The 26590-nt window shown below is 51.3% G+C and carries 3 protein-coding genes; all 3 read left to right on the forward strand.

Going from position 1 to position 26590, the window contains the following annotated elements; all coding sequences use genetic code 11:
* The first annotated feature begins 10 nt into the window (after positions 1–10).
* The 3 genes from IPM47_12280 to IPM47_12290 are packed head-to-tail and all read left to right on the forward strand — an operon-like array spanning position 11 to position 26581.
* Positions 11–7840: a SprB repeat-containing protein gene (locus IPM47_12280; protein ID QQS27660.1), complete on the forward strand. Its 7830-nt coding sequence runs from the start codon at positions 11–13 to the stop codon at positions 7838–7840.
* Positions 7758–23105 carry a SprB repeat-containing protein gene (locus IPM47_12285; protein ID QQS27661.1) on the forward strand — a complete coding sequence of 5116 codons (15348 nt, stop codon included), beginning with the start codon at positions 7758–7760 and terminating at the stop codon, positions 23103–23105. The genes IPM47_12280 and IPM47_12285 overlap by 83 nt, the downstream gene beginning before the upstream one ends.
* Entirely contained in the window at positions 23078–26581 is a 3504-nt protein-coding gene (locus tag IPM47_12290; GenBank protein QQS27662.1) for a SprB repeat-containing protein, read from the forward strand. The genes IPM47_12285 and IPM47_12290 overlap by 28 nt, the downstream gene beginning before the upstream one ends.
* The last annotated feature ends 9 nt before the right edge of the window (positions 26582–26590 follow it).

Raw genomic sequence — 26590 nt, forward strand, 5'->3', positions numbered from 1 at the left:
CCTGACCGGATTGTTAGCAGGGACTTACGAGGTTACGGTAACCGACGATAACAGTTGTATAGCGACCTTAAGCATCACCATCACCGAGCCATCCGCGTTAATCTTAAGCGAGACGCATACGGAAGTAGGATGTTTTGGAGATGCAACGGGAGTGATAGACCTGAGCGTATCGGGCGGAACCCTGCCATATAGCTATAGCTGGAGCAATGGTTCGACGGATGAAGACCTGACCGGATTGGTAGCAGGGACTTATGATGTGACAGTAACAGACGGCAATAGTTGTACAGCGACCTTAAGCATTACCATCACCGAGCCATCCGCGTTAATCTTAAGCGAGAACCATACGGAAGTAGGATGTTTTGGAGGAGCAACGGGCGCGATAGACCTGAGTGTAACGGGAGGAACCCTGCCCTATAACTATAACTGGAGCAATGGTTCGACAGTTGAAGATTTGGGAAGTTTGACGACAGGAACTTACACGGTGACAGTAACCGACGGGAACAGTTGTACGGCGACCTTAAGTATTACCATCACCGAGCCATCCGCGTTAATCTTAAGCGAGACCCATACGGAAGTGGGATGTTTTGGAGATGCAACGGGTGCGATAGACCTGAGCGTATCGGGTGGAACCCTGCCTTATAGCTATAGCTGGAGCAACGGTTCGACTGGTGAAGATTTGGGAAGTTTGACAATAGGAACTTACACAGTGACAGTAACCGACGGCAACAGTTGTACGGCGACCTTAAGCATCACCATTGTTGAGCCATCCGCGTTAATCTTAAGCGAGACCCATACAGAAGTGGGATGTTTTGGAGCAGCAACGGGAGCGATAGACCTGAGTGTAACGGGTGGAACCCTGCCTTATAGCTATAGCTGGAGCAACGGTTCGTCGGGAGAAGACCTGACCGGGTTGGTTTCAGGGACTTACGAGGTTACGGTAACCGACAGTAACAGTTGTACGGCGACCTTAAGCATCACCATCACCGAGCCATCCGCCTTAACCTTAAGCGAGACCCATACGGAAGTGGGATGTTTTGGAGGAGCCACGGGAGCGATAGACCTGAGTGTAACGGGCGGAACCCTGCCCTACACTTATAGCTGGAGCAATGGTTCGACGGGAGAAGACCTGACCGGGTTGTTAGCAGGGACTTACAATATCACCGTAACAGACGGGAACAGTTGTACGGAGACCTTAAGCATCGTCATCGTTGAGCCATCCGCCTTAACCTTAAGTGAGACGCATACGGAAGTGGGATGTTTTGGAGCAGCAACGGGAGCGATAGACCTGAGTGTAACGGGAGGAACTCTGCCCTACAGCTATAGTTGGAGCAACGGTTCGACGGGAGAAGACCTGACTGGGTTGTTAGCAGGCACTTACGATGTGACAGTAACCGACGGCAACAGTTGTACAGCAAGTTTAAGTATCACCATCACTGAGCCATCCGCGTTAATCTTAAGCGAGACGCATACGGAAGTGGGATGTTTTGGAGCAGCTACGGGAGCGATAGACCTGAGTGTAACGGGAGGAACCCTGCCTTATAGCTATAGCTGGAGCAACGGTTCGACAGTTGAAGATTTGGGAAGTTTGACGACAGGAACTTACACAGTGACAGTAACCGATGGCAACAGTTGTACGGCGACCTTAAGCATCACCATCACCGAGCCATCCGCGTTAATCTTAAGCGAGACCCATACGGAAGTGGGATGTTTTGGAGCAGCCACGGGAGCAATAGACCTGAGTGTAACGGGCGGAATCCTGCCTTATAGCTATAGCTGGAGCAATGGTTCGACAGTTGAAGATTTGGGAAGTTTGACGACAGGAACTTACACGGTGACAGTAACAGACGGGAACAATTGTACGGCGACGTTAAGCATCACCATCGTTGAGCCATCCGCGTTAACCTTAAGTGAGACGCATACAGAAGTGGGATGTTTTGGTGCAGCTACGGGAGCAATAGACTTGGGTGTAACGGGTGGAACCCTGCCTTATAGCTATAGCTGGAGCAATGGTTCGACAGTTGAAGATTTGGGAAGTTTGACGACAGGAACTTACACGGTGACAGTAACAGACGGGAACAATTGTACGGCGACGTTAAGCATCACCATCGTTGAGCCATCCGCGTTAACCTTAAGTGAGACGCATACAGATGTGGGATGTTTTGGAGCAGCTACGGGAGCAATAGACTTGGGTGTAACGGGCGGAACCCTGCCTTATAGCTATAACTGGAGCAACGGTTCGACGGGTGAAGACCTGACTGGGTTGTTAGCAGGCACTTACGATGTGACAGTAACCGACGGCAACAGTTGTACAGCAAGTTTAAGCATCACCATCACTGAGCCATCCGCGTTAACCTTAAGTGAGACCCATACTGAAGTGGGATGTTTTGGAGGAGCAACGGGCGCGATAGACCTGAGTGTAACGGGTGGAACCCTGCCCTATAGCTATAGTTGGAGCAACGGGTCGACGGGAGAAGACCTGACCGGATTGGTAGCAGGCACTTACGAGGTTACCGTAACCGACGGCAACAGTTGTACGGCGACCTTAAGTATTAACATCACCGAGCCATCCGCCTTAATCTTAAGCGAGACCCATACAGAAGTGGGATGTTTTGGAGGAGCCACGGGAGCGATAGACCTGAGTGCAACGGGTGGAACCCTGCCCTACACTTATAGTTGGAGTAATGGTTCGACGGGAGAAGACCTGACCGGATTGGGTTCAGGGACTTACGATATCACCGTAACAGACGGCAACAGTTGTACGGCGACCTTAAGCATTACTATCACCGAGCCGTCCGCGTTAACCTTAAGTGAGACCCATACGGAAGTGGGATGTTTTGGAGGAGCGACGGGCGCGATAGACCTGAGTGTAACGGGCGGAACCCTGCCCTATAGCTATAGCTGGAGCAATGGTTCGACGGGAGAAGACCTGACCGGATTGGTAGCAGGCAGTTACGAGGTTACCGTAACAGACGGCAACAGTTGTACGACGACCTTAAGCATCACCATCGTTGAGCCATCCGCGTTAACCTTAAGTGAGACGCATACAGAAGTGGGATGTTTTGGAGCAGCTACGGGAGCAATAGACTTGGGTGTAACGGGCGGAACCCTGCCCTATAGTTATAGCTGGAGCAACGGTTCGACGGGAGAAGACCTGACTGGGTTGTTAGCAGGCACTTACGATGTGACAGTAACCGACGGCAACAGTTGTACAGCAAGTTTAAGCATCACCATCACTGAGCCATCCGCGTTAATCTTAAGCGAGACGCATACGGAAGTGGGATGTTTTGGAGCAGCTACGGGAGCGATAGACCTGAGTGTAACGGGAGGAACCCTGCCTTATAGCTATAGCTGGAGCAACGGTTCGACAGTTGAAGATTTGGGAAGTTTGACGACAGGAACTTACACAGTGACAGTAACCGATGGCAACAGTTGTACGGCGACCTTAAGCATCACCATCACCGAGCCATCCGCGTTAATCTTAAGCGAGACCCATACTGAAGTGGGATGTTTTGGAGGAGCCACGGGAGCGATAGACCTGAGTGTAACGGGCGGAATCCTGCCTTATAGCTATAGCTGGAGCAATGGTTCGACAGTTGAAGATTTGGGAAGTTTGACGATAGGAACTTACACGGTGACCGTAACCGACGGCAACAGTTGTACGGCGACCTTAAGCATTACCATCGTTGAGCCATCCGCGTTAACCTTAAGTGAGACCCTTACGCAAGTGGGATGTTTTGGAGCAGCAACGGGAGCGATAGACCTGAGTGTAACGGGAGGAACTCTGCCCTATAGCTATAACTGGAGCAACGGTTCAACAAGTGAAGACCTGACCGGGTTGTTAGCAGGCACTTACGAGGTTACCGTAACAGATGGCAACAGTTGTACGGCGACCTTAAGCATTCCCATCGTTGAGCCATCCGCGTTAATCTTAAGCGAGACCCATACGGAAGTAGGGTGTTTTGGAGCAGCTACGGGAGCGATAGACCTGAGTGTTGCGGGCGGAACCCTGCCCTATACTCATAACTGGAGCAACGGGTCGACGGGAGAAGACCTGACCGGATTGGTAGCAGGCACTTACGAGGTGACAGTAACCGATGGCAACAGTTGTACGGCGACCTTAAGCATCACCATCGTTGAGCCATCCACGTTAATCTTAAGCGAGACCCATACGGAAGTGGGATGTTTTGGAGCAGCCACGGGAGCGATAGACCTGAGTTTGACGGGCGGAACCCTGCCCTATAGCTATAGTTGGAGCAACGGGTCGATGGGAGAAGACCTGACTGGGTTGTTAGCAGGCACTTACGAGATTACAGTAACCGACGGGAACAGTTGTATGGCGACCTTAAGCATCACCATCGTTGAGCCATCCGCCTTAATCTTAAGCGAGACCCATACGGAAGTGGGATGTTTTGGAGGAGCCACGGGAGCGATAGATTTGAGTGTAACGGGTGGAACCCTGCCCTACACTTATAGCTGGAGCAACGGTTCGACTGGAGAAGACCTGACTGGGTTGTTAGCAGGGACTTATGATGTTACGGTAACCGACGGCAACAGTTGTATGGCTACCTTAAGCATTACCATCACCGAGCCATCCGCCTTAACCTTAAGCGAGACCCATACGGAAGTGGGATGTTTTGGAGCAGCTACGGGAGCGATAGACCTGAGTGTAACGGGCGGAACCCTGTCTTATAGCTATAGCTGGAGCAACGGTTCGACAGTTGAAGATTTGGGAAGTTTGACGACAGGAACTTACACGGTGACTGTAACCGACGGCAACAGTTGTACGGCGACCTTAAGCATTACCATCACTGAGCCATCCGCGTTAATCTTAAGCGAGACCCATACGGAAGTGGGATGTTTTGGAGCAGCGACGGGAGCGATAGACTTGAGTGTAACGGGCGGAACCCTGCCCTATAGCTATAGCTGGAGCAATGGTTCGACGGGAGAAGACCTGACCGGATTGGTAGCAGGGACTTACGAGATTACCGTAACAGACGGCAACAGTTGTACAGCAAGTTTAAGCATCACCATCACCGAGCCATCCGCATTAACCTTAAGTGAGACCCATACGGAAGTGGGATGTTTTGGAGATGCAACGGGAGCGATAGACCTGAGTGTATTGGGTGGAACCCTGCCTTATAGCTATAGCTGGAGCAATGGTTCGACTGGAGAAGACCTGACCGGATTGTTAGCAGGGACTTACGAGATTACCGTAACAGACGGCAACAGTTGTACGGCGACCTTAAGCATCACCATCACCGAGCCATCCGCGTTAATCTTAAGCGAGACCCATACGGAAGTGGGATGTTTTGGCGGAGCCACGGGAGCGATAGACCTGAGTGTATTGGGAGGAACCTTGCCTTATAGCTATAGCTGGAGCAACGGTTCGACAGTTGAAGATTTGGGAAGTTTGACGACAGGAACTTACACGGTGACCGTAACAGACGGGAACAGTTGTATGGCGACCTTAAGCATCACCATCACCGAGCCATCCGCGTTAATCTTAAGCGAGACCCATACGGAAGTGGGATGTTTTGGAGATGCAACGGGCGCGATAGACCTGAGCGTATCGGGTGGAACCCTGCCCTATAGCTATAGCTGGAGCAATGGTTCGACAGGAGAAGACCTGACCGGGTTGGGTACAGGCAGTTACCAGGTTACTGTAACCGACGGCAACAGCTGTACGGCGACCTTTAGCATCACCATCATTGAGCCATCCGCCTTAATCTTAAGTGAGACCCATACGGAAGTGGGATGTTTTGGAGGAGCCACGGGAGCGATAGACCTGAGTGTTGCGGGTGGAACCCTGCCCTATAGCTATAGCTGGAGCAATGGTTCGACAGGAGAAGATTTGGGAAGTTTGACGATAGGAACTTTCACAGTGACTGTAACCGACGGCAACAGTTGTACGGCGAACTTAAGCATCACTATCACCGAGCCATCCGCGTTAATCTTAAGTGAGACGCATACGGAAGTGGGATGTTTTGGAGGAGCCACGGGAGCAATAGACCAGAGTGTAACGGGAGGAACCCTGCCATATAGCTATAGCTGGAGCAATGGTTCGACGGGAGAAGACCTGACCGGAATGGTAGCAGGGACTTACAATATCACCGTAACAGACGGCAACAGTTGTACGGCGACCTTAAGCATTACCATCACTGAGCCATCCGCGTTAACCTTAAGCGAGACGCATACGGAAGTGGGATGTTTTGGAGGAGCAACGGGAGCGATAGACCTGAGTGTAACGGATGGAACCCTGCCCTATAGCTATAGCTGGAGCAATGGTTCGACAGTTGAAGATTTGGGAAGTTTGACGATAGGAACTTACACGGTGACAGTAACAGACGGCAACAGTTGTACGGCGACCTTAAGTATCACCATCGTTGAGCCATCCGCCTTAATCTTAAGTGAGACGCATACGGAAGTGGGATGTTTTGGAGCAGCAACGGGAGCGATAGACCTGAGTGTAACGGATGGAACCCTGCCCTATAGCTATAGCTGGAGCAATGGTTCGACAGTTGAAGATTTGGGAAGTTTGACGATAGGAACTTACACGGTGACAGTAACAGACGGCAACAGTTGTACGGCGACCTTAAGTATCACCATCGTTGAGCCATCCGCCTTAATCTTAAGTGAGACGCATACGGAAGTGGGATGTTTTGGAGCAGCAACGGGAGCGATAGACCTGAGTGTTGCGGGCGGAACCCTGCCCTATAGCTATAACTGGAGCAATGGTTCGACGGGTGAAGATTTGGGAAGTTTGACGACAGGAACTTACACAGTGACAGTAACCGATGGCAATAGTTGTACGGTGACCTTAAGCATTACCATCACTGAGCCATCCGCGTTAATCTTAAGCGAGACGCATACGGAAGTGGGATGTTTTGGAGCAGCAACGGGAGCGATAGACCTGAGTGTAACGGGCGGAACCCTGCTTTATAGCTATAGCTGGAGCAATGGTTCGACAAGTGAAGATTTGGGAAGTTTGACGATAGGAACTTACTCGGTGACAGTAACAGACGACAACAGTTGTACGACGACCTTAAGCATCACCATCGTTGAGCCATCCGCCTTAACCTTAAGCGAGACGCATACGGAAGTGGGATGTTTTGGAGGAGCAACGGGAGCGATAGACCTGAGTGTAACGGGAGGAACTGTGCCTTTTAGCTATAGTTGGAGCAACGGTTCAACAAGTGAAGACCTGACAGGGTTGTTAGCAGGGACTTACGAGATTACGGTAACAGACGGTAACAGTTGTACAGCGACCTTAAGTATCACCATCACCGAGCCATCCGCGTTAATCTTAAGCGAGACCCATACGGAAGTGGGATGTTTTGGTGGAGCCACGGGAGCGATAGACCTGAGTGTAACGGGCGGAACCCTGCCCTATAGCTATAACTGGAGCAACGGTTCGACAGGAGAAGACCTGACCGGATTGGGTTCAGGGATTTACGAGGTCACCTTAACAGACGGCAACAGTTGTATAGTGACCTTAAGCATTACCATCGTTGAGCCATCCGCGTTAATCTTAATTGAGACTTATACTGAAGTAGAATGTTTTGGAGGAGCGACGGGCGCGATAGACCTGAGTGTAACTGGCGGAACCCTGCCCTATAGCTATAGCTGGAGCAATGGTTCGACGGGTGAAGACCTGACCGGATTGTTAGCAGGGACTTACGATATCACAGTAACCGACGGCAACAGTTGTACGGCGACCTTAAGCATCACCATCACTGAGCCATCCGTGTTAACCTTAAGTGAGACGCATACGGAAGTGGGATGTTTTGGAGGAGCCACGAGCGATAGACCTGAGTGTAACGGGTGGAACTCTGCCCTATAGCTATAGTTGGAGCAACGGTTCGACGGGAGAAGACCTAACCGGGTTGTTAGCAGGGACTTACGAGGTTACTGTAACAGACGGGAACAGTTGTACGATGACCTTAAGCATCACCATCACTGAGCCATCCGCCTTAACCTTAAGCGAGACGCATACGGAAGTGGGATGTTTTGGAGGAGCGACGGGCGCGATAGACCTGAGTGTAACTGGCGGAACCCTGCCCTATAGCTATAGCTGGAGCAATGGTTCGACGGGTGAAGACCTGACCGGATTGTTAGCAGGGACTTACGATATCACAGTAACCGACGGCAACAGTTGTACGGCGACCTTAAGCATCACCATCACTGAGCCATCCGTGTTAACCTTAAGTGAGACGCATACGGAAGTGGGATGTTTTGGAGGAGCCACGGGAGCGATAGACCTGAGTGTAACGGGTGGAACTCTGCCCTATAGCTATAGTTGGAGCAACGGTTCGACGGGAGAAGACCTAACCGGGTTGTTAGCAGGGACTTACGAGGTTACTGTAACAGACGGGAACAGTTGTACGATGACCTTAAGCATCACCATCACTGAGCCATCCGCCTTAACCTTAAGCGAGACGCATACGGAAGTGGGATGTTTTGGAGGAGCAACGGGCGCGATAGACCTGAGTGTAACGGGAGGAACTGTGCCTTTTAGCTATAGTTGGAGCAACGGTTCAACAAGTGAAGACCTGACAGGGTTGTTAGCAGGGACTTACGAGATTACCGTAACAGACGGGAACAGTTGTACGGCGACCTTAAGCATTACCATCACTGAGCCATCCGCTTTAACCTTAAGTGAGACCCATATGGAAGTGGGATGTTTTGGAGGAGCCACGGGCGCGATAGATCTGAGTGTATTGGGAGGAACCTTGCCTTATAGCTATAGCTGGAGCAACGGTTCGACAGTTGAAGATTTGGGAAGTTTGACGACAGGAACTTACACGGTGACCGTAACAGACGGGAACAGTTGTATGGCGACCTTAAGCATCACCATCACCGAGCCATCCGCGTTAATCTTAAGCGAGACCCATACGGAAGTGGGATGTTTTGGAGATGCAACGGGAGTGATAGACTTGAGTGTAACGGGCGGAACCCTGCCCTATACTTATAACTGGAGCAATGGTTCGACGGGAGAAGACCTGACCGGGTTGGGTTCAGGCACATACGATGTGACCGTAACAGACGGCAACAGTTGTACGGCGACCTTAAGCATCACCATCGTTGAGCCATCCGCGTTAATCTTAAGCGAGACGCATACGGAAGTGGGATGTTTTGGAGCAGCAACGGGCGCGATAGACCTGAGTGTAACGGGCGGAACCCTGCCCTATAGCTATAGCTGGAGCAATGGTTCGACAGTTGAAGATTTGGGAAGTTTGACGATAGGAACTTACACGGTGACAGTAACAGACGGCAACAGTTGTACGGCGACCTTAAGTATCACCATCGTTGAGCCATCCGCCTTAATCTTAAGTGAGACGCATACGGAAGTGGGATGTTTTGGAGCAGCAACGGGAGCGATAGACCTGAGTGTAACGGATGGAACCCTGCCCTATAGCTATAGCTGGAGCAATGGTTCGACAGTTGAAGATTTGGGAAGTTTGACGATAGGAACTTATACGGTGACAGTAACAGACGGCAACAGTTGTACGGCGACCTTAAGCATCACCATCGTTGAGCCATCCGCCTTAACCTTAAGCGAGACCCATACAGAAGTGGGATGTTTTGGAGCAGCAACGGGAGCGATAGACCTGAGTGTAACGGGTGGAACCCTGCCCTATAGCTATAGCTGGAGCAATGGTTCGACTGGTGAAGACCTGACCGATTTGTTAGCAGGCACTTACGAGGTTACGGTAACCGACGGCAACAGTTGTACGGCGATTTTAAGTATCACTATCACTGAGCCATCCGCCTTAATCTTGAGCGAGACGCATACGGAAGTGGGATGTTTTGGAGGAGCCATGGGAGCGATAGACCTGAGTGTATCGGGTGGAACTGTGCCCTATAGCTATAGCTGGAGCAATGGTTCGACGGGAGAAGACCTGGCTGGGTTGTTAGCAGGGACTTACGAGGTTACGGTAACCGACGGGAACAGTTGTACGGAGACCTTAAGCATCACCATCACCGAGCCATCCGCGTTAATCTTAAGTGAGACGCATACGGAAGTGGGATGTTTTGGAGGGGCCACAGGCGCGATAGACCTGAGTGTATCGGGTGGAACTGTGCCCTATAGCTATAGCTGGAGCAACGGTTCGACAAGTGAAGACCTGACCGGGTTGTTAGCAGGGACTTACGAGGTTACGGTAACCGACGGCAACAGTTGTACGGCGACCTTAAGCATCACCATCACCGAGCCGTCCGCGTTATTCTTAAGCGAGACCCATACGGAAGTGGGATGTTTTGGAGGAGCGACGGGCGCGATAGACCTGAGTGTAACGGGAGGAACTCTGCCCTATAGCTATAACTGGAGCAACGGTTCGACGGGAGAAGACCTGACCGGTTTGGGTACAGGCAGTTACGAGGTTACCGTAACCGACGGCAACAGTTGTACGGCGACCTTAAGCATCACCATCACCGAGCCGTCCGCGTTAACCTTAAGCGAGACCCATACGGAAGTGGGATGTTTTGGAGGAGCCACGGGAGCGATAGACCTGAGTGTAACTGGCGGAACCCTGCCCTATAGCTATAGCTGGAGCAACGGTTCGACAGTTGAAGATTTGGGAAGTTTGATGATAGGAACTTACACGGTGACCGTAACAGACGGCAACAGTTGTACGGCGACGTTAAGCATCACCATCGTTGAGCCACCCGCCTTAACCTTAAGCGAGACGCATACGGAAGTGGGATGTTTTGGAGGAGCCACGGGAGCGATAGACCTGAGTGTAACGGGCGGAACCCTGCCTTATAGCTATAGCTGGAGCAACGGTTCAACGGGAGAAGACCTGACCGGGTTGTTAGCAGGCACTTACGATGTGACAGTAACCGACGGCAACAGTTGTACGGCGACGTTAAGCATCACCATCACCGAGCCATCCGCGTTAATCTTAAGCGAGACCCATACGGAAGTGGGATGTTTTGGCGGAGCCACGGGCGCGATAGACCTGAGTGTAACGGGCGGAACCCTGCCCTATAGCTATAACTGGAGCAACGGTTCGACAGGAGAAGACCTGACCGGATTGGGTTCAGGGACTTACGATATCACCGTAACAGACGGCAACAGTTGTACGGCGACCTTAAGCATCACCATCACCGAGCCATCCGCGTTAACCTTAAGCGAGACGCATACGGAAGTGGGATGTTTTGGAGGAGCCACGGGAGCAATAGACCTGAGTGTTGCGGGCGGAACCCTGCCTTATAGCTATAGTTGGAGCAACGGTTCAACAAGTGAAGACCTGACCGGATTGGTAGCAGGGACTTACAATATCACCGTAACAGACGGGAACAGTTGTACGGCGACCTTAAGCATTACCATCACCGAGCCATCCGCGTTAATCTTAAGCGAGACGCATACGGAAGTGGGATGTTTTGGAGGAGCCACGGGAGCAATAGACCTGAGTGTTGCGGGCGGAACCCTGCCTTATAGCTATAGTTGGAGCAACGGTTCAACAAGTGAAGACCTGACCGGATTGGTAGCAGGGACTTACAATATCACCGTAGCAGACGGGAACAGTTGTACGGCGACCTTAAGCATTACCATCACCGAGCCATCCGCGTTAACCTTAAGCGAGACGCATACGGAAGTGGGATGTTTTGGAGCAGCCACGGGCGCGATAGACCTGAGTGTAACGGGCGGAACCCTGCCCTATAGCTATAACTGGAGCAACGGTTCGACAGGAGAAGACCTGACCGGATTGGGTTCAGGGACTTACGATATCACCGTAACAGACGGCAACAGTTGTACGGTGACCTTAAGCATCACCATCACTGAGCCATCCGCCTTAACCTTAAGCGAGACCCATACGGAAGTAGGGTGTTTTGGAGGAGCGACGGGAGCGATAGACCTGGGTGTGACGGGCGGAACCCTGCCCTATAGCTATAGCTGGAGTAACGGTTCGACTGGTGAAGACCTGACTGGGTTGTTAGCAGGCACTTACGATGTTACGGTAACAGACGGCAACAGTTGTACGGCGATTTTAAGTATCACAATCACTGAACCATCCGCGTTAATCTTAAGCGAGACCCATACGGAAGTGGGATGTTTTGGAGGAGCAACGGGAGCGATAGACCTGAGTGTAACGGGCGGAACCCTGCCTTATAGCTTTAGCTGGAGCAACGGTTCAACAAGTGAAGACCTGACCGGGTTGTTAACAGGGACTTACGATATCACCGTAACAGACGGCAACAGTTGTACGGTGACCTTAAGCATCACCATCACTGAGCCATCCGCCTTAACCTTAAGCGAGACGCATACGGAAGTAGGGTGTTTTGGAGGAGCGACGGGAGCGATAGACATGGGTGTGACGGGCGGAACCCTGCCCTATAGCTATAGCTGGAGTAACAGTTCGACTGGTGAAGACCTGACTGGGTTGTTAGCAGGCACTTACGAGGTTACGGTAACCGACGGGAACAATTGTATAGCGACCTTAAGCATCGTCATCGTTGAGCCATCCGCCTTAACCTTAAGTGAGACGCATACGGAAGTGGGATGTTTTGGAGGAGTAACAGGAGCGATAGACCTGAGTGTAACGGGCGGAACCCTGCCCTATAGCTATAGCTGGAGCAACGGTTCGACGGGAGAAGACCTGACCGGATTGGGTTCAGGGACTTACGATATAACAGTAACAGACGGCAACAGTTGTACGGCGATTTTAAGTATCACCATCGTTGAGCCATCCGCGTTAATCTTAAGTGAGACCCATACTGAAGTGGGATGTTTTGGAGGAGCAACGGGCGCGATAGACCTGAGTGTAACTGGCGGAACCCTGCCCTATAGCTATAGCTGGAGCAACGGTTCGACAAGTGAAGACCTGACCGGATTGGGTTCAGGGACTTACGATGTTACGGTAACAGACGGCAACAGTTGTACGGCGATTTTAAGTATCACCATCGTTGAGCCATCCGCGTTAATCTTAAATGAGACCCATACGGAAGTGGGATGTTTTGGAGCAGCAACGGGAGCGATAGATCTGAGTGTAACGGGCGGAACCCTGCCTTATAGCTATAGCTGGAGCAATGGTTCGACGGGAGAAGACCTGACGGGGTTGTTAGCAGGGACTTACGAAATTACCGTAATCGACGGGAACAGTTGTACAGTGACCTTAAGTATCACCATCGTTGAGCCATCCGCGTTAACCTTAAGCGAGACGCATACGGAAGTGGGATGTTTTGGAGGAGCCACGGGAGCGATAGACCTGAGTGTAACGGGAGGAACTGTGCCCTATAGCTATAGCTGGAGCAACGGTTCGACGGGAGAAGACCTGACCGGATTGGTAGCAGGCAGTTACGAGGTTACCGTAACAGACGGCAACAGTTGTACAGCAAGTTTAAGCATCACCATCACCGAGCCATCCGCATTAACCTTAAGTGAGACCCATACGGAAGTGGGATGTTTTGGAGATGCAACGGGAGCGATAGACCTGAGTGTATCGGGTGGAACCCTGCCTTATAGCTATAGCTGGAGCAATGGTTCGACTGGAGAAGACCTGACCGGGTTGTTAGCAGGGACTTACGATGTTACGGTAACAGACGGCAACAGTTGTACAGCGACCTTAAGTATCACCATCACCGAGCCATCCGCGTTAATCTTAAGCGAGACCCATACGGAAGTGGGATGTTTTGGAGCAGCCATGGGAGCGATAGACCTGAGTGTAACGGGCGGAACCCTGCCCTATAGCTATAACTGGAGCAACGGTTCGACAGGAGAAGACCTGACCGGGTTGGGTTCAGGGATTTACGAGGTCACCGTAACAGACGGCAACAGTTGTATAGCGATTATAAGCATCACCATCGTTGAGCCATCCGCGTTAACCTTAAGCGAGACGCATACGGAAGTGGGATGTTTTGGAGCAGCCATGGGAGCGATAGACCTGAGTGTAACGGGCGGAACCCTGCCCTATAGCTATAGCTGGAGCAATGGTTCGGCGGGACAAGACCTGACCGGATTGTTAGCAGGGACTTACGAGGTTACGGTAACCGACGATAACAGTTGTATAGCGATTATAAGCATCACCATCGTTGAGCCATCCGCGTTAACCTTAAGCGAGACGCATACGGAAGTGGGATGTTTTGGAGCAGCCATGGGAGCGATAGACCTGAGTGTAACGGGCGGAACCCTGCCCTATAGCTATAGCTGGAGCAATGGTTCGACGGGTGAAGACCTGACCGGATTGTTAGCAGGGACTTACGAGGTTACGGTAACCGACGATAACAGTTGTATAGCGACCTTAAGCATCACCATCACCGAGCCATCCGCGTTAACCTTAAGTGAGACGCATACGGAAGTGGGATGTTTTGGAGCAGCCACGGGCGCGATAGACCTGAGTGTAACGGGCGGAACCCTGCCCTATAGCTATAGTTGGAGCAACGGGTCGATGGGAGAAGACCTGACTGGGTTGTTAGCAGGCACTTACGAGATTACAGTAACCGACGGGAACAGTTGTACAGCAAGTTTAAGCATCACCATTACCGAGCCATCCGCCTTAATCTTAAGCGAGACCCAAACGGAAGTGGGATGTTTTGGAGGAGCAACGGGAGCGATAGATTTGAGTGTAACGGGTGGAACCCTGCCCTACACTTATAGCTGGAGCAACGGTTCGACGGGAGAAGACCTGACCGGATTGGTAGCAGGGACTTACGAGATTACCGTAACCGACATCAACAGTTGTACAGCAAGTTTAAGCATCACCATTACCGAGCAATCCGCGTTAATCTTAAGCGAGACCCATACGGAAGTGGGATGTTTTGGAGGAGCCACGGGAGCGATAGACCTGGGTGTAACGGGCGGAACCCTGCCTTATAGCTATAACTGGAGTAACGGTTCGACGGGAGAAGACCTGACCGGGTTGTTAGCAGGGACTTACGAGATCACCGTAACCGACGGCAACAGTTGTACGGCGACCTTAAGCATCACCATTGTTGAGCCATCCGCGTTAATCTTAAGCGAGACCCATACAGAAGTGGGATGTTTTGGAGCAGCAACGGGAGCGATAGACCTGAGTGTAACGGGTGGAACCCTGCCTTATAGCTATAGCTGGAGCAACGGTTCGACGGGAGAAGACCTGACCGGATTGGTAGCAGGCAGTTACGAGGTGACCGTAACCGACATCAACAGTTGTACGGCGACCATAAGTATCACCATCGTTGAGCCATCCGCCTTAATCTTAAGCGAGACCCATACAGAAGTGGGATGTTTTGGAGGAGCCACGGGAGCGATAGACCTGAGTGCAACGGGTGGAACCCTGCCCTACACTTATAGCTGGAGTAATGGTTCGACGGGAGAAGACCTGACCGGGTTGGTTTCAGGCACTTACGATGTTACGGTAACCGACGGCAACAGTTGTATGGCGACCTTAAGCATCACCATCGTTGAGCCATCCGCCTTAACCTTAAGCGAGACCCATACGGAAGTGGGATGTTTTGGAGCAGCGACGGGCGCAATAGACCTGGGTGTAACGGGTGGAACCCTGCCTTATAGCTATAGCTGGAGCAATGGTTCGACAGTTGAAGATTTGGGAAGTTTGACGACAGGAACTTACACGGTGACAGTAACAGACGGGAACAATTGTACGGCGACGTTAAGCATCACCATCGTTGAGCCATCCGCGTTAACCTTAAGTGAGACGCATACAGAAGTGGGATGTTTTGGAGCAGCTACGGGAGCAATAGACTTGGGTGTAACGGGCGGAACCCTGCCTTATAGCTATAACTGGAGTAACGGTTCGACGGGAGAAGACCTGACCGGGTTGTTAGCAGGGACTTACGAGGTTACCGTAACCGACAGTAACAGTTGTACGGCGACCTTAAACATCACCATCGTTGAGCCATCCGCGTTAACCTTAAGTGAGACGCATACGGAAGTGGGATGTTTTGGAGCAGCCACGGGAGCGATAGACCTGAGTGTAACGGGCGGAACCCTGCCCTATAGCTATAGCTGGAGCAACGGGTCGACGGGAGAAGATTTGGGAAGTTTGACGATAGGAACTTACACAGTGACCGTAACAGACGGCAACAGTTGTATGGCGACCTTAAGCATTACCATCACCGAGCCATCCGCGTTAATCTTAAGCGAGACCCATACTGAAGTGGGATGTTTTGGAGGAACGACGGGAGCGATAGACCTGAATGTAACGGGCGGAACCCTGCCCTATACTTATAGCTGGAGCAATGGTTCGGCGGGACAAGACCTGACCGGGTTGTTAGCAGGGACTTACGATGTTACGGTAACAGACGGCAACAGTTGTACGGCGATTTTAAGTATCACAATCACCGAGCCATCCGCGTTAATCTTAAGCGAGACCCATACGGAAGTGGGATGTTTTGGAGCAGCCACGGGAGCGATAGTCCTGAGTGTAACCGGAGGAACTCTGCCCTATAACTATAACTGGAGCAATGGTTCGACAGTTGAAGATTTGGGAAGTTTGACGACAGGAACTTACACGGTGACAGTAACCGACGGGAACAATTGTATAGCGACCTTAAGTATCACCATCGTTGAGCCATCCGCGTTAACCTTAAGCGAGGCCCATACGGAAGTGGGGTGTTTTGGAGCAGCGACGGGAGCGATAGACCTGAGTGTAACGGGTGGAACCCTGCCTTATAGCTATAGTTGGAGCAACGGTTCGACAGGAGAAGACCTGACCGGATTGGTAGCAGGGACTTACAATATCACCGTAACCGACGGCAACAGTTGTACGGAGACCTTAAGCATCGTCATCGTTGAGCCATCCGCCTTAACCTTAAGTGAGACGCATACGGAAGTGGGATGTTTTGGAGGAGCCACGGGAGCGATAGATTTGAGTGTAACGGGAGGAACCCTGCCCTACACTTATAGCTGGAGCAACGGTTCGACGGGAGAAGACCTGACCGGATTGGTAGCAGGGACTTACGAGATTACCGTAACCGACATCAACAGTTGTACGGCGACCATAAGTATCACCATCGTTGAGCCATCCGCCTTAACCTTAAGCGAGACCCATACGGAAGTGGGATGTTTTGGAGCAGCGACGGGAGCGATAGACCTGAGTGTAACGGGTGGAACCCTGCCTTATAGCTATAGTTGGAGCAACGGTTCGACAGGAGAAGACCTGACCGGATTGGTTGCAGGTACTTACGAGATCACCGTAACCGACAGTAACAGTTGTACGGCGACCTTAAACATCACCATCGTTGAGCCATCCGCGTTAACCTTAAGTGAGACGCATACGGAAGTGGGATGTTTTGGAGCAGCCACGGGAGCGATAGACCTGAGTGTAACGGGCGGAACCCTGCCCTATAGCTATAGCTGGAGCAACGGGTCGACGGGAGAAGATTTGGGAAGTTTGACGATAGGAACTTACACAGTGACCGTAACAGACGGCAACAGTTGTATGGCGACCTTAAGCATTACCATCACCGAGCCATCCGCGTTAATCTTAAGCGAGACCCATACGGAAGTGGGATGTTTTGGAGCAGCCACGGGAGCGATAGTCCTGAGTGTAACGGGAGGAACCCTGCCCTATAGCTATAGCTGGAGCAATGGTTCGACGGGTGAAGATTTGGGAAATTTGACGATAGGAACCTACACAGTGACAGTAACAGACGGCAACAGTTGTACGGCGACCTCAAGCATTACCATCACTGAGCCATCCGCGTTAACCTTAAGCGAGACCCATACGGAAGTGGGATGTTTTGGAGGAACGACGGGAGCGATAGACCTGAATGTAACGGGCGGAACCCTGCCTTATAGCTATAGCTGGAGCAATGGTTCGGCGGGACAAGACCTGACCGGGTTGTTAGCAGGGACTTACGAGGTTACCGTAACAGATGGCAACAGTTGTACGGCGATTTTAAGTATCACAATCACCGAGCCATCCGCGTTAATCTTAAGCGAGACCCATACGGAAGTGGGATGTTTTGGAGGAGCCACGGGAGCGATAGACCTGAGTGTAACGGGCGGAACCCTGCCCTATAGCTATAGCTGGAGTAACGGTTCGACAAGTGAAGACCTGATTGGATTGGTAGCAGGGACTTACGAGGTGACCGTAACCGACGGCAACAGTTGTACGGCGACCTTAAGCATTACCATCACCGAGCCATCCGCGTTAATCTTAAGCGAGACCCATACGGAAGTGGGATGTTTTGGAGCAGCAACAGGAGCGATAGACCTGAGTGTAACGGGTGGAACCCTGCCTTATAGCTATAGCTGGAGCAATGGTTCGACAGGAGAAGACCTGACTGGTTTGTTAGCAGGGACTTACGAGGTTACCGTAACCGACGGCAACAGTTGTACGGCGACCTTAAGCATTACCATCACCGAGCCATCCGCGTTAATCTTAAGTGAGACCCATACAGAAGTGGGATGTTTTGGAGTAGCCACGGGAGCGATAGACCTGAGTGTAACGGGCGGAACCCTGCCTTATAGCTATAGCTGGAGCAATGGTTCGACAGGAGAAGACCTGACCGGGTTGGTTTCAGGCACTTACGATGTTACGGTAACCGACGGCAACAGTTGTACGGCGACCTTAAGCATTACCATCACCGAGCCATCCGCGTTAATCTTAAGCGAGACCCATACGGAAGTGGGATGTTTTGGAGCAGCGACGGGAGCGATAGATTTGAGTGTAACGGGCGGACCCCTGCCCTATAGCTATAGCTGGAGTAACGGTTCGACAAGTGAAGACCTGACCGGATTGGTTGCAGGGACTTACGAGATCACCGTAACCGACGGCAACAGTTGTACGGCGACCTTAAGCATCACCATCGTTGAGCCATCCGCGTTAACCTTAAGCGAGACCCATACGGAAGTGGGATGTTTTGGAGGAACGACGGGAGCGATAGACCTGAATGTAACGGGCGGAACCCTGCCCTATACTTATAGTTGGAGCAATGGTTCGGCGGGACAAGACCTGACCGGGTTGTTAGCAGGGACTTACGAGGTTACCGTAACAGATGGCAACAGTTGTACGGCGATTTTAAGTATCACCATCACCGAGCCATCCGCCTTAACCTTAAGCGAGACGCATACGGAAGTGGGATGTTTTGGAGCAGCAACAGGAGCGATAGACCTGAGTGTAATTGGAGGAACCCTGCCTTATAGCTATAGCTGGAGCAATGGTTCGACGGGAGAAGACCTGACCGGATTGGGTTCAGGGACTTACGAGGTTACCGTAACCGACGGCAACAGTTGTACGGCGACCTTAAGTATTAACATCACCGAGCCATCCGCCTTAATCTTAAGCGAGACCCATACGGAAGTGGGATGTTTTGGAGGAGCCACGGGAGCGATAGACCTGAGTGTATCGGGTGGAACCCTGCCCTATAGCTATAGTTGGAGCAATGGTTCGACGGGAGAAGACCTGACCGGGTTGTTAGCAGGGACTTACGAGGTTACCGTAACAGACGGGAACAGTTGTACGGCGACCTTAAGTATTAACATCACCGAGCCATCCGCGTTAATCTTAAGCGAGACCCATACGGAAGTGGGATGTTTTGGAGCAGCGACGGGCGCGATAGACCTGAGTGCAACGGGTGGAACCCTGCCCTATAGCTATAGCTGGAGCAATGGTTCGACAGGAGAAGACCTGACCGGGTTGGGTACAGGCAGTTACCAGGTGACAGTAACAGACGGGAACAATTGTACGGCGACGTTAAGCATCACTATCGTTGAGCCATCCGCGTTAACCTTAAGTGAGACGCATACAGAAGTGGGATGTTTTGGAGCAGCTACGGGAGCAATAGACTTGGGTATATCGGGCGGAACCCTGCCTTATAGCTATAACTGGAGTAACGGTTCGACGGGAGAAGACCTGACCGGGTTGTTAGCAGGGACTTACGAGGTGACCGTAACCGACGGCAACAGTTGTACGGCGACCTTAAGCATTACCATCACCGAGCCATCCGCGTTAATCTTAAGCGAGACGCATACGGAAGTGGGATGTTTTGGAGGAGCCACGGGAGCGATAGACCTGAGTGTAACGGGCGGAACCCTGCCCTATAGCTATAGTTGGAGCAACGGGTCGACGGGAGAAGACCTGACCGGATTGGTAGCAGGCACTTACGAGATCACCGTAACCGACGGCAACAGTTGTACAGCAAGTTTAAGCATCACCATCACCGAGCCATCCGCGTTAATCTTAAGCGAGACCCAAACGGAAGTGGGATGTTTTGGAGCAGCCACGGGAGCGATAGACCTGAGTGTAACGGGAGGAACTCTGCCCTATAGCTATAACTGGAGCAATGGTTCGACAGGAGAAGACCTGACCGGGTTGGTTTCAGGCACTTACGATGTTACGGTAACCGACGGCAACAGTTGTATGGCGACCTTAAGCATTACCATCACCGAGCCATCCGCGTTAATCTTAAGCGAGACCCATACGGAAGTGGGATGTTTTGGAGCAGCAACGGGCGCGATAGACCTGAGTGTAACGGGCGGAACCCTGCCCTATACTTATAGCTGGAGCAATGGTTCGACGGGAGAAGACCTGACCGGGTTGTTAGCGGGGACTTACGAGGTGACCGTAACCGACGGCAACAGTTGTATGGCTACCTTAAGCATTACCATCACCGAGCCATCCGCGTTAATCTTAAGCGAGACCCATACAGAAGTGGGATGTTTTGGAGGAGCCACGGGAGCGATAGACCTGAGTGTAACGGGCGGAACCCTGCCTTATAGCTATAGCTGGAGCAATGGTTCGACAGGGGAAGACCTAACCGGGTTGTTAGCAGGGACTTACGAGATCACTGTAACCGACGGCAACAGTTGTACGGCGACCTTAAGCATCGTCATCACTGAGCCATCCGCCTTAACCTTAAGCGAGACCCATACGGAAGTGGGATGTTTTGGAGGAGCAACGGGCGCGATAGACCTGAGTACAACGGGTGGAACCCTGCCCTACACTTATAGTTGGAGTAATGGTTCGACGGGAGAAGACCTGACCGGGTTGGTTTCAGGCACTTACGATGTTACGGTAACCGACGGCAACAGTTGTATAGCGATTATAAGCATCACCATCGTTGAGCCATCCGCCTTAACCTTAAGCGAGACCCATACGGAAGTGGGATGTTTTGGAGCAGCCACGGGAGCAATAGACTTGGGTGTAACGGGTGGAACCCTGCCTTATAGCTATAGCTGGAGCAATGGTTCGACAGTTGAAGATTTGGGAAGTTTGACGACAGGAACTTACACGGTGACAGTAACAGACGGGAACAATTGTACGGCGACGTTAAGCATCACCATCGTTGAGCCATCCGCGTTAACCTTAAGTGAGACCCATACAGAAGTGGGATGTTTTGGAGGAGCAACGGGAGCGATAGACCTGAGTGTAACGGGCGGAACCCTGCCCTATAGCTATAGCTGGAGCAATGGTTCGACGGGAGAAGACCTGACCGGATTGGTAGCAGGCACTTACGAGGTTACCGTAACCGACGGCAACAGTTGTACAGCAAGTTTAAGCATCACCATTACCGAGCCATCCGCGTTAATCTTAAGCGAGACCCAAACGGAAGTGGGATGTTTTGGAGGAGCCACGGGAGCGATAGACTTGAGTGTAACGGGTGGAACCCTGCCTTATAGCTATAGCTGGAGCAACGGTTCGACGGGAGAAGACCTGACCGGGTTGTTAGCAGGGACTTACGAGGTTACCGTAACCGACGGCAACAGTTGTACGGCGACCTTAAGTATTAACATCACCGAGCCATCCGCCTTAATCTTAAGCGAGACCCATACGGAAGTGGGATGTTTTGGAGGAGCCACGGGAGCGATAGACCTGAGTGTAACGGGCGGAACCCTGCCCTATAGCTATAGCTGGAGCAACGGTTCAACAAGTGAAGACCTGACCGGGTTGTTAGCAGGCACTTACGAGGTTACCGTAACCGACGGCAACAGTTGTACAGCAAGTTTAAGCATCACCATCGTTGAGCCATCCGCCTTAACCTTAAGCGAGACCCATACGGAAGTGGGATGTTTTGGAGGAGCAACGGGAGCGATAGACCTGAGTGTAATGGGTGGAACCCTGCCTTATAGCTATAGCTGGAGCAATGGTTCGACAGGAGAAGACCTAACTGGGTTGTTAGCAGGGACTTACGAGGTTACCGTAACAGATGGCAAAAGTTGTACGGCGACCTTAAGTATCACCATCGTTGAGCCATCCGCGTTAATCTTAAGTGAGACGCATATGGAAGTGGGATGTTTTGGAGATGCAACAGGAGCGATAGACCTGAGTGTAACGGGAGGAACTCTGCCCTATACCTATAGTTGGAGCAATGGTTCGACGGGAGAAGACCTGACCGGATTGGGTTCAGGGACTTACGAGGTTACCGTAACCGACGGCAACAGTTGTACGGCGACCTTAAGTATTAACATCACCGAGCCATCCGCCTTAATCTTAAGCGAGACCCAAACGGAAGTGGGATGTTTTGGAGGAGCCACGGGAGCGATAGACCTGAGTGTAACGGGCGGAACCCTGCCCTATAGCTATAGCTGGAGCAACGGTTCAACAAGTGAAGACCTGACCGGGTTGTTAGCAGGCACTTACGAGGTTACCGTAACCGACGGCAACAGTTGTACAGCAAGTTTAAGCATCACCATCACCGAGCCATCCGCCTTAACCTTAAGCGAGACCCATACGGAAGTGGGATGTTTTGGAGCAGCAACGGGCGCGATAGACCTGAGTGTAACGGGTGGAACTATGCCCTATACTTATAGTTGGAATACCGGTGCTGTAAGCGAGGATATCAACGGCTTGGGAGCAGGAGATTATAACGTAACCGTTACGGATGCCAACGGCTGTACCATGGGATTAAGCATAACCCTGACAGAACCTGCTGGAATGATGTTGACTGAAACGCATACCGATGTGTTGTGCTTTGGAGGGTTAACCGGAGCGATAGACCTGAGTGTATCGGGCGGATTATTACCCTATACCTATATCTGGAACACCGGTGCTGTAAGCGAGGATCTCAACGGCTTGGGAGCAGGAGATTATGACGTAACTGTTACGGATGCCAACGGCTGTAGCATGGGATTAAGCATAACCCTGACAGAGCCTGCAGGAATGACCTTGACAGAAACCCATACCGATGTGTTGTGCTTTGGAGGGTTAACCGAGCGATAGACCTGAGTGTATTGGGTGGAACTATGCCCTATACTTATAGTTGGAACACAGGTGCTGTAAGCGAGGATATCAACGGCTTGGGAGCAGGAGATTATGATGTCACCGTTACGGATGCCAACGGCTGTACCATGGGATTAAGCATTACCCTGACAGAACCTGCTGGAATGACCTTGACAGAAACGCATACCGATGTATTGTGTTTTGGAGGGTTAACGGGAGCGATAGACCTGAGTGTATCGGGTGGATTATTACCCTATACCTATATCTGGAACACCGGTGCTGTTAGTGAGGATATCAACGACTTGGGAGCAGGAGATTATGACGTAACCGTTACGGATGCCAATGGATGTACCATGGGATTAAGCATTACCCTGACAGAGCCTGCTGGATTGACTTTGACTGAAACGCATACCGATGTGTTGTGTTTTGGAGGGTTAACCGGAGCGATTGACCTTAGCGTATCGGGAGGAACTGTGCCCTATACTTATAGTTGGAATACCGGTGCTGTAAGCGAGGATATCAACGGCTTGGGAGCAGGAGATTATGTCGTAACCGTTACGGATGCCAATGGTTGTACCATGGGATTAAGCATTACCCTGACAGAGCCTGCTGGATTGACTTTGACTGAAACGCATATCGATGTGTTGTGTTTTGGAGGGTTAACCGGAGCGATAGACCTGAGTGTATTGGGTGGAACTATGCCCTATACTTATAGTTGGAACACAGGTGCTGTAAGCGAGGATATCAACGGCTTGGGAGCAGGAGATTATGACGTAACCGTTACGGATGCCAACGGCTGTACTATGGGATTAAGCATTACCCTGACAGAGCCTGTAGGAATGACCTTGACAGAAACGCATACCGAGGTGTTGTGTTTTGGAGGGTTAACGGGAGCGATAGACCTGAGTGTATCGGGCGGATTATTACCCTATAACTATATCTGGAACACCGGTGCTGTAAGCGAGGATATCAACGGCTTGGGAGCAGGAGATTATGACGTAACCGTTACGGATGCCAACGGCTGTACCGTGGGATTAAGCATTACCCTGACAGAGCCTGTAGGAATGACCTTGACAGAAACGCATACCGATGTGTTGTGTTTTGGAGGGTTAACGGGAGCGATAGACCTGAGTGTATCGGGCGGATTATTACCCTATAACTATATCTGGAACACCGGTGCTGTAAGCGAGGATATCAACGGCTTGGGAGCAGGAGATTATGACGTAACCGTTACGGATGCCAACGGCTGTACTATGGGATTAAGCATTACCCTGACAGAGCCTGTAGGAATGACCTTGACAGAAACGCATACCGATGTGTTGTGCTTTGAAGGGTTAACCGGAGCGATAGACCTGAGTGTATTGGGTGGAACTATGCCCTATACTTATAGTTGGAACACAGGTGCTGTAAGCGAGGATATCAACGGCTTGGGAGCAGGAGATTATGATGTCACCGTTACGGATGCCAACGGCTGTAGCATGGGATTAAGCATTACCCTGACAGAGCCTGTAGGAATGACCTTGACAGAAACGCATACCGAGGTGTTGTGTTTTGGAGGGTTAACGGGAGCGATAGACCTGAGTGTATCGGGCGGATTATTACCCTATAACTATATCTGGAACACCGGTGCTGTAAGCGAGGATATCAACGGCTTGGGAGCAGGAGATTATGACGTAACCGTTACGGATGCCAACGGCTGTACCGTGGGATTAAGCATTACCCTGACAGAGCCTGTAGGAATGACCTTGACAGAAACGCATACCGATGTGTTGTGTTTTGGAGGGTTAACGGGAGCGATAGACCTGAGTGTATTGGGCGGATTATTACCCTATACCTATATCTGGAACACCGGTGCTGTTAGTGAGGATATCAACGGCTTGGGAGCAGGAGATTATGACGTAACCGTTACGGATGCCAATGGCTGTACTATGGGATTAAGCATTACCCTGACAGAACCTGCTGGAATGACGTTGACTGAAACGCATACCGATGTGTTGTGTTTTGGAGGGTTAACGGGAGCGATAGACCTGAGTGTATCGGGCGGATTATTACCCTATACCTATATCTGGAACACCGGTGCTGTAAGCGAGGATCTCAACGGCTTGGGAGCAGGAGATTATGACGTAACTGTTACGGATGCCAACGGCTGTAGCATGGGATTAAGCATAACCCTGACAGAGCCTGCAGGAATGACCTTGACAGAAACCCATACCGATGTGTTGTGCTTTGGAGGGTTAACCGGAGCGATAGACCTGAGTGTATTGGGTGGAACTATGCCCTATACTTATAGTTGGAACACAGGTGCTGTAAGCGAGGATATCAACGGCTTGGGAGCAGGAGATTATGATGTCACCGTTACGGATGCCAACGGCTGTACCATGGGATTAAGCATAACCCTGACAGAGCCTGCAGGAATGACCTTGACAGAAACCCATACCGATGTATTGTGTTTTGGAGAGTTAACGGGAGCGATAGATTTGAGCGTATCTGGTGGAACTCTGCCCTATACTTATAATTGGAACACCGGTGCTGTAAGCGAGGATATCAACGGCTTGGGAGCAGGAGATTATGACGTAACCGTAACGGATGCCAACGGCTGTACTATGGGATTAAGCATTACCCTGACAGAGCCTGTAGGAATGACCTTGACAGAAACGCATACCGATGTGTTGTGTTTTGGAGGGTTAACGGGAGCGATAGACCTGAGTGTATCGGGCGGATTATTACCCTATAACTATATCTGGAACACCGGTGCTGTAAGCGAGGATATCAACGGCTTGGGAGCAGGAGATTATGACGTAACCGTTACGGATGCCAACGGCTGTACCGTGGGATTAAGCATTACCCTGACAGAACCTGCTGGAATGACCTTGACAGAAACCCATACCGATGTATTGTGTTTTGGAGGGTTAACCGGAGCGATAGACCTGAGTGTATCGGGCGGATTATTACCCTATAACTATATCTGGAACACCGGTGCTGTAAGCGAGGATATCAACGGCTTGGGAGCGGGGGATTTTGACGTAACCGTTACGGATGCCAACGGCTGTACCATGGGATTAAGCATAACCCTGACAGAGCCTGCAGGAATGACGTTGACAGAAACCCATACCGATGCATTGTGTTTTGGAGGGTTAACGGGAGCGATAGACCTGAGTGTATCGAGCGGAACTGCGCCCTATACTTATAGTTGGAATACCGGTGCTGCAAGCGAGGATATCAACGGCTTGGGAGCAGGAGATTATGACGTAACCGTTACGGATGCCAACGGCTGTACCGTGGGATTAAGCATTACCCTGACAGAACCTGCTGGAATGACCTTGACAGAAACCCATACCGATGTATTGTGTTTTGGAGGGTTAACCGGAGCGATAGACCTGAGTGTATCGGGCGGATTATTACCCTATAACTATATCTGGAACACCGGTGCTGTAAGCGAGGATATCAACGGCTTGGGAGCGGGGATTTTGACGTAACCGTTACGG

It is taken from the genome of Sphingobacteriales bacterium, assembly GCA_016700115.1.
In the GTDB taxonomy this organism is placed as follows: domain Bacteria; phylum Bacteroidota; class Bacteroidia; order Chitinophagales; family UBA2359; genus UBA2359.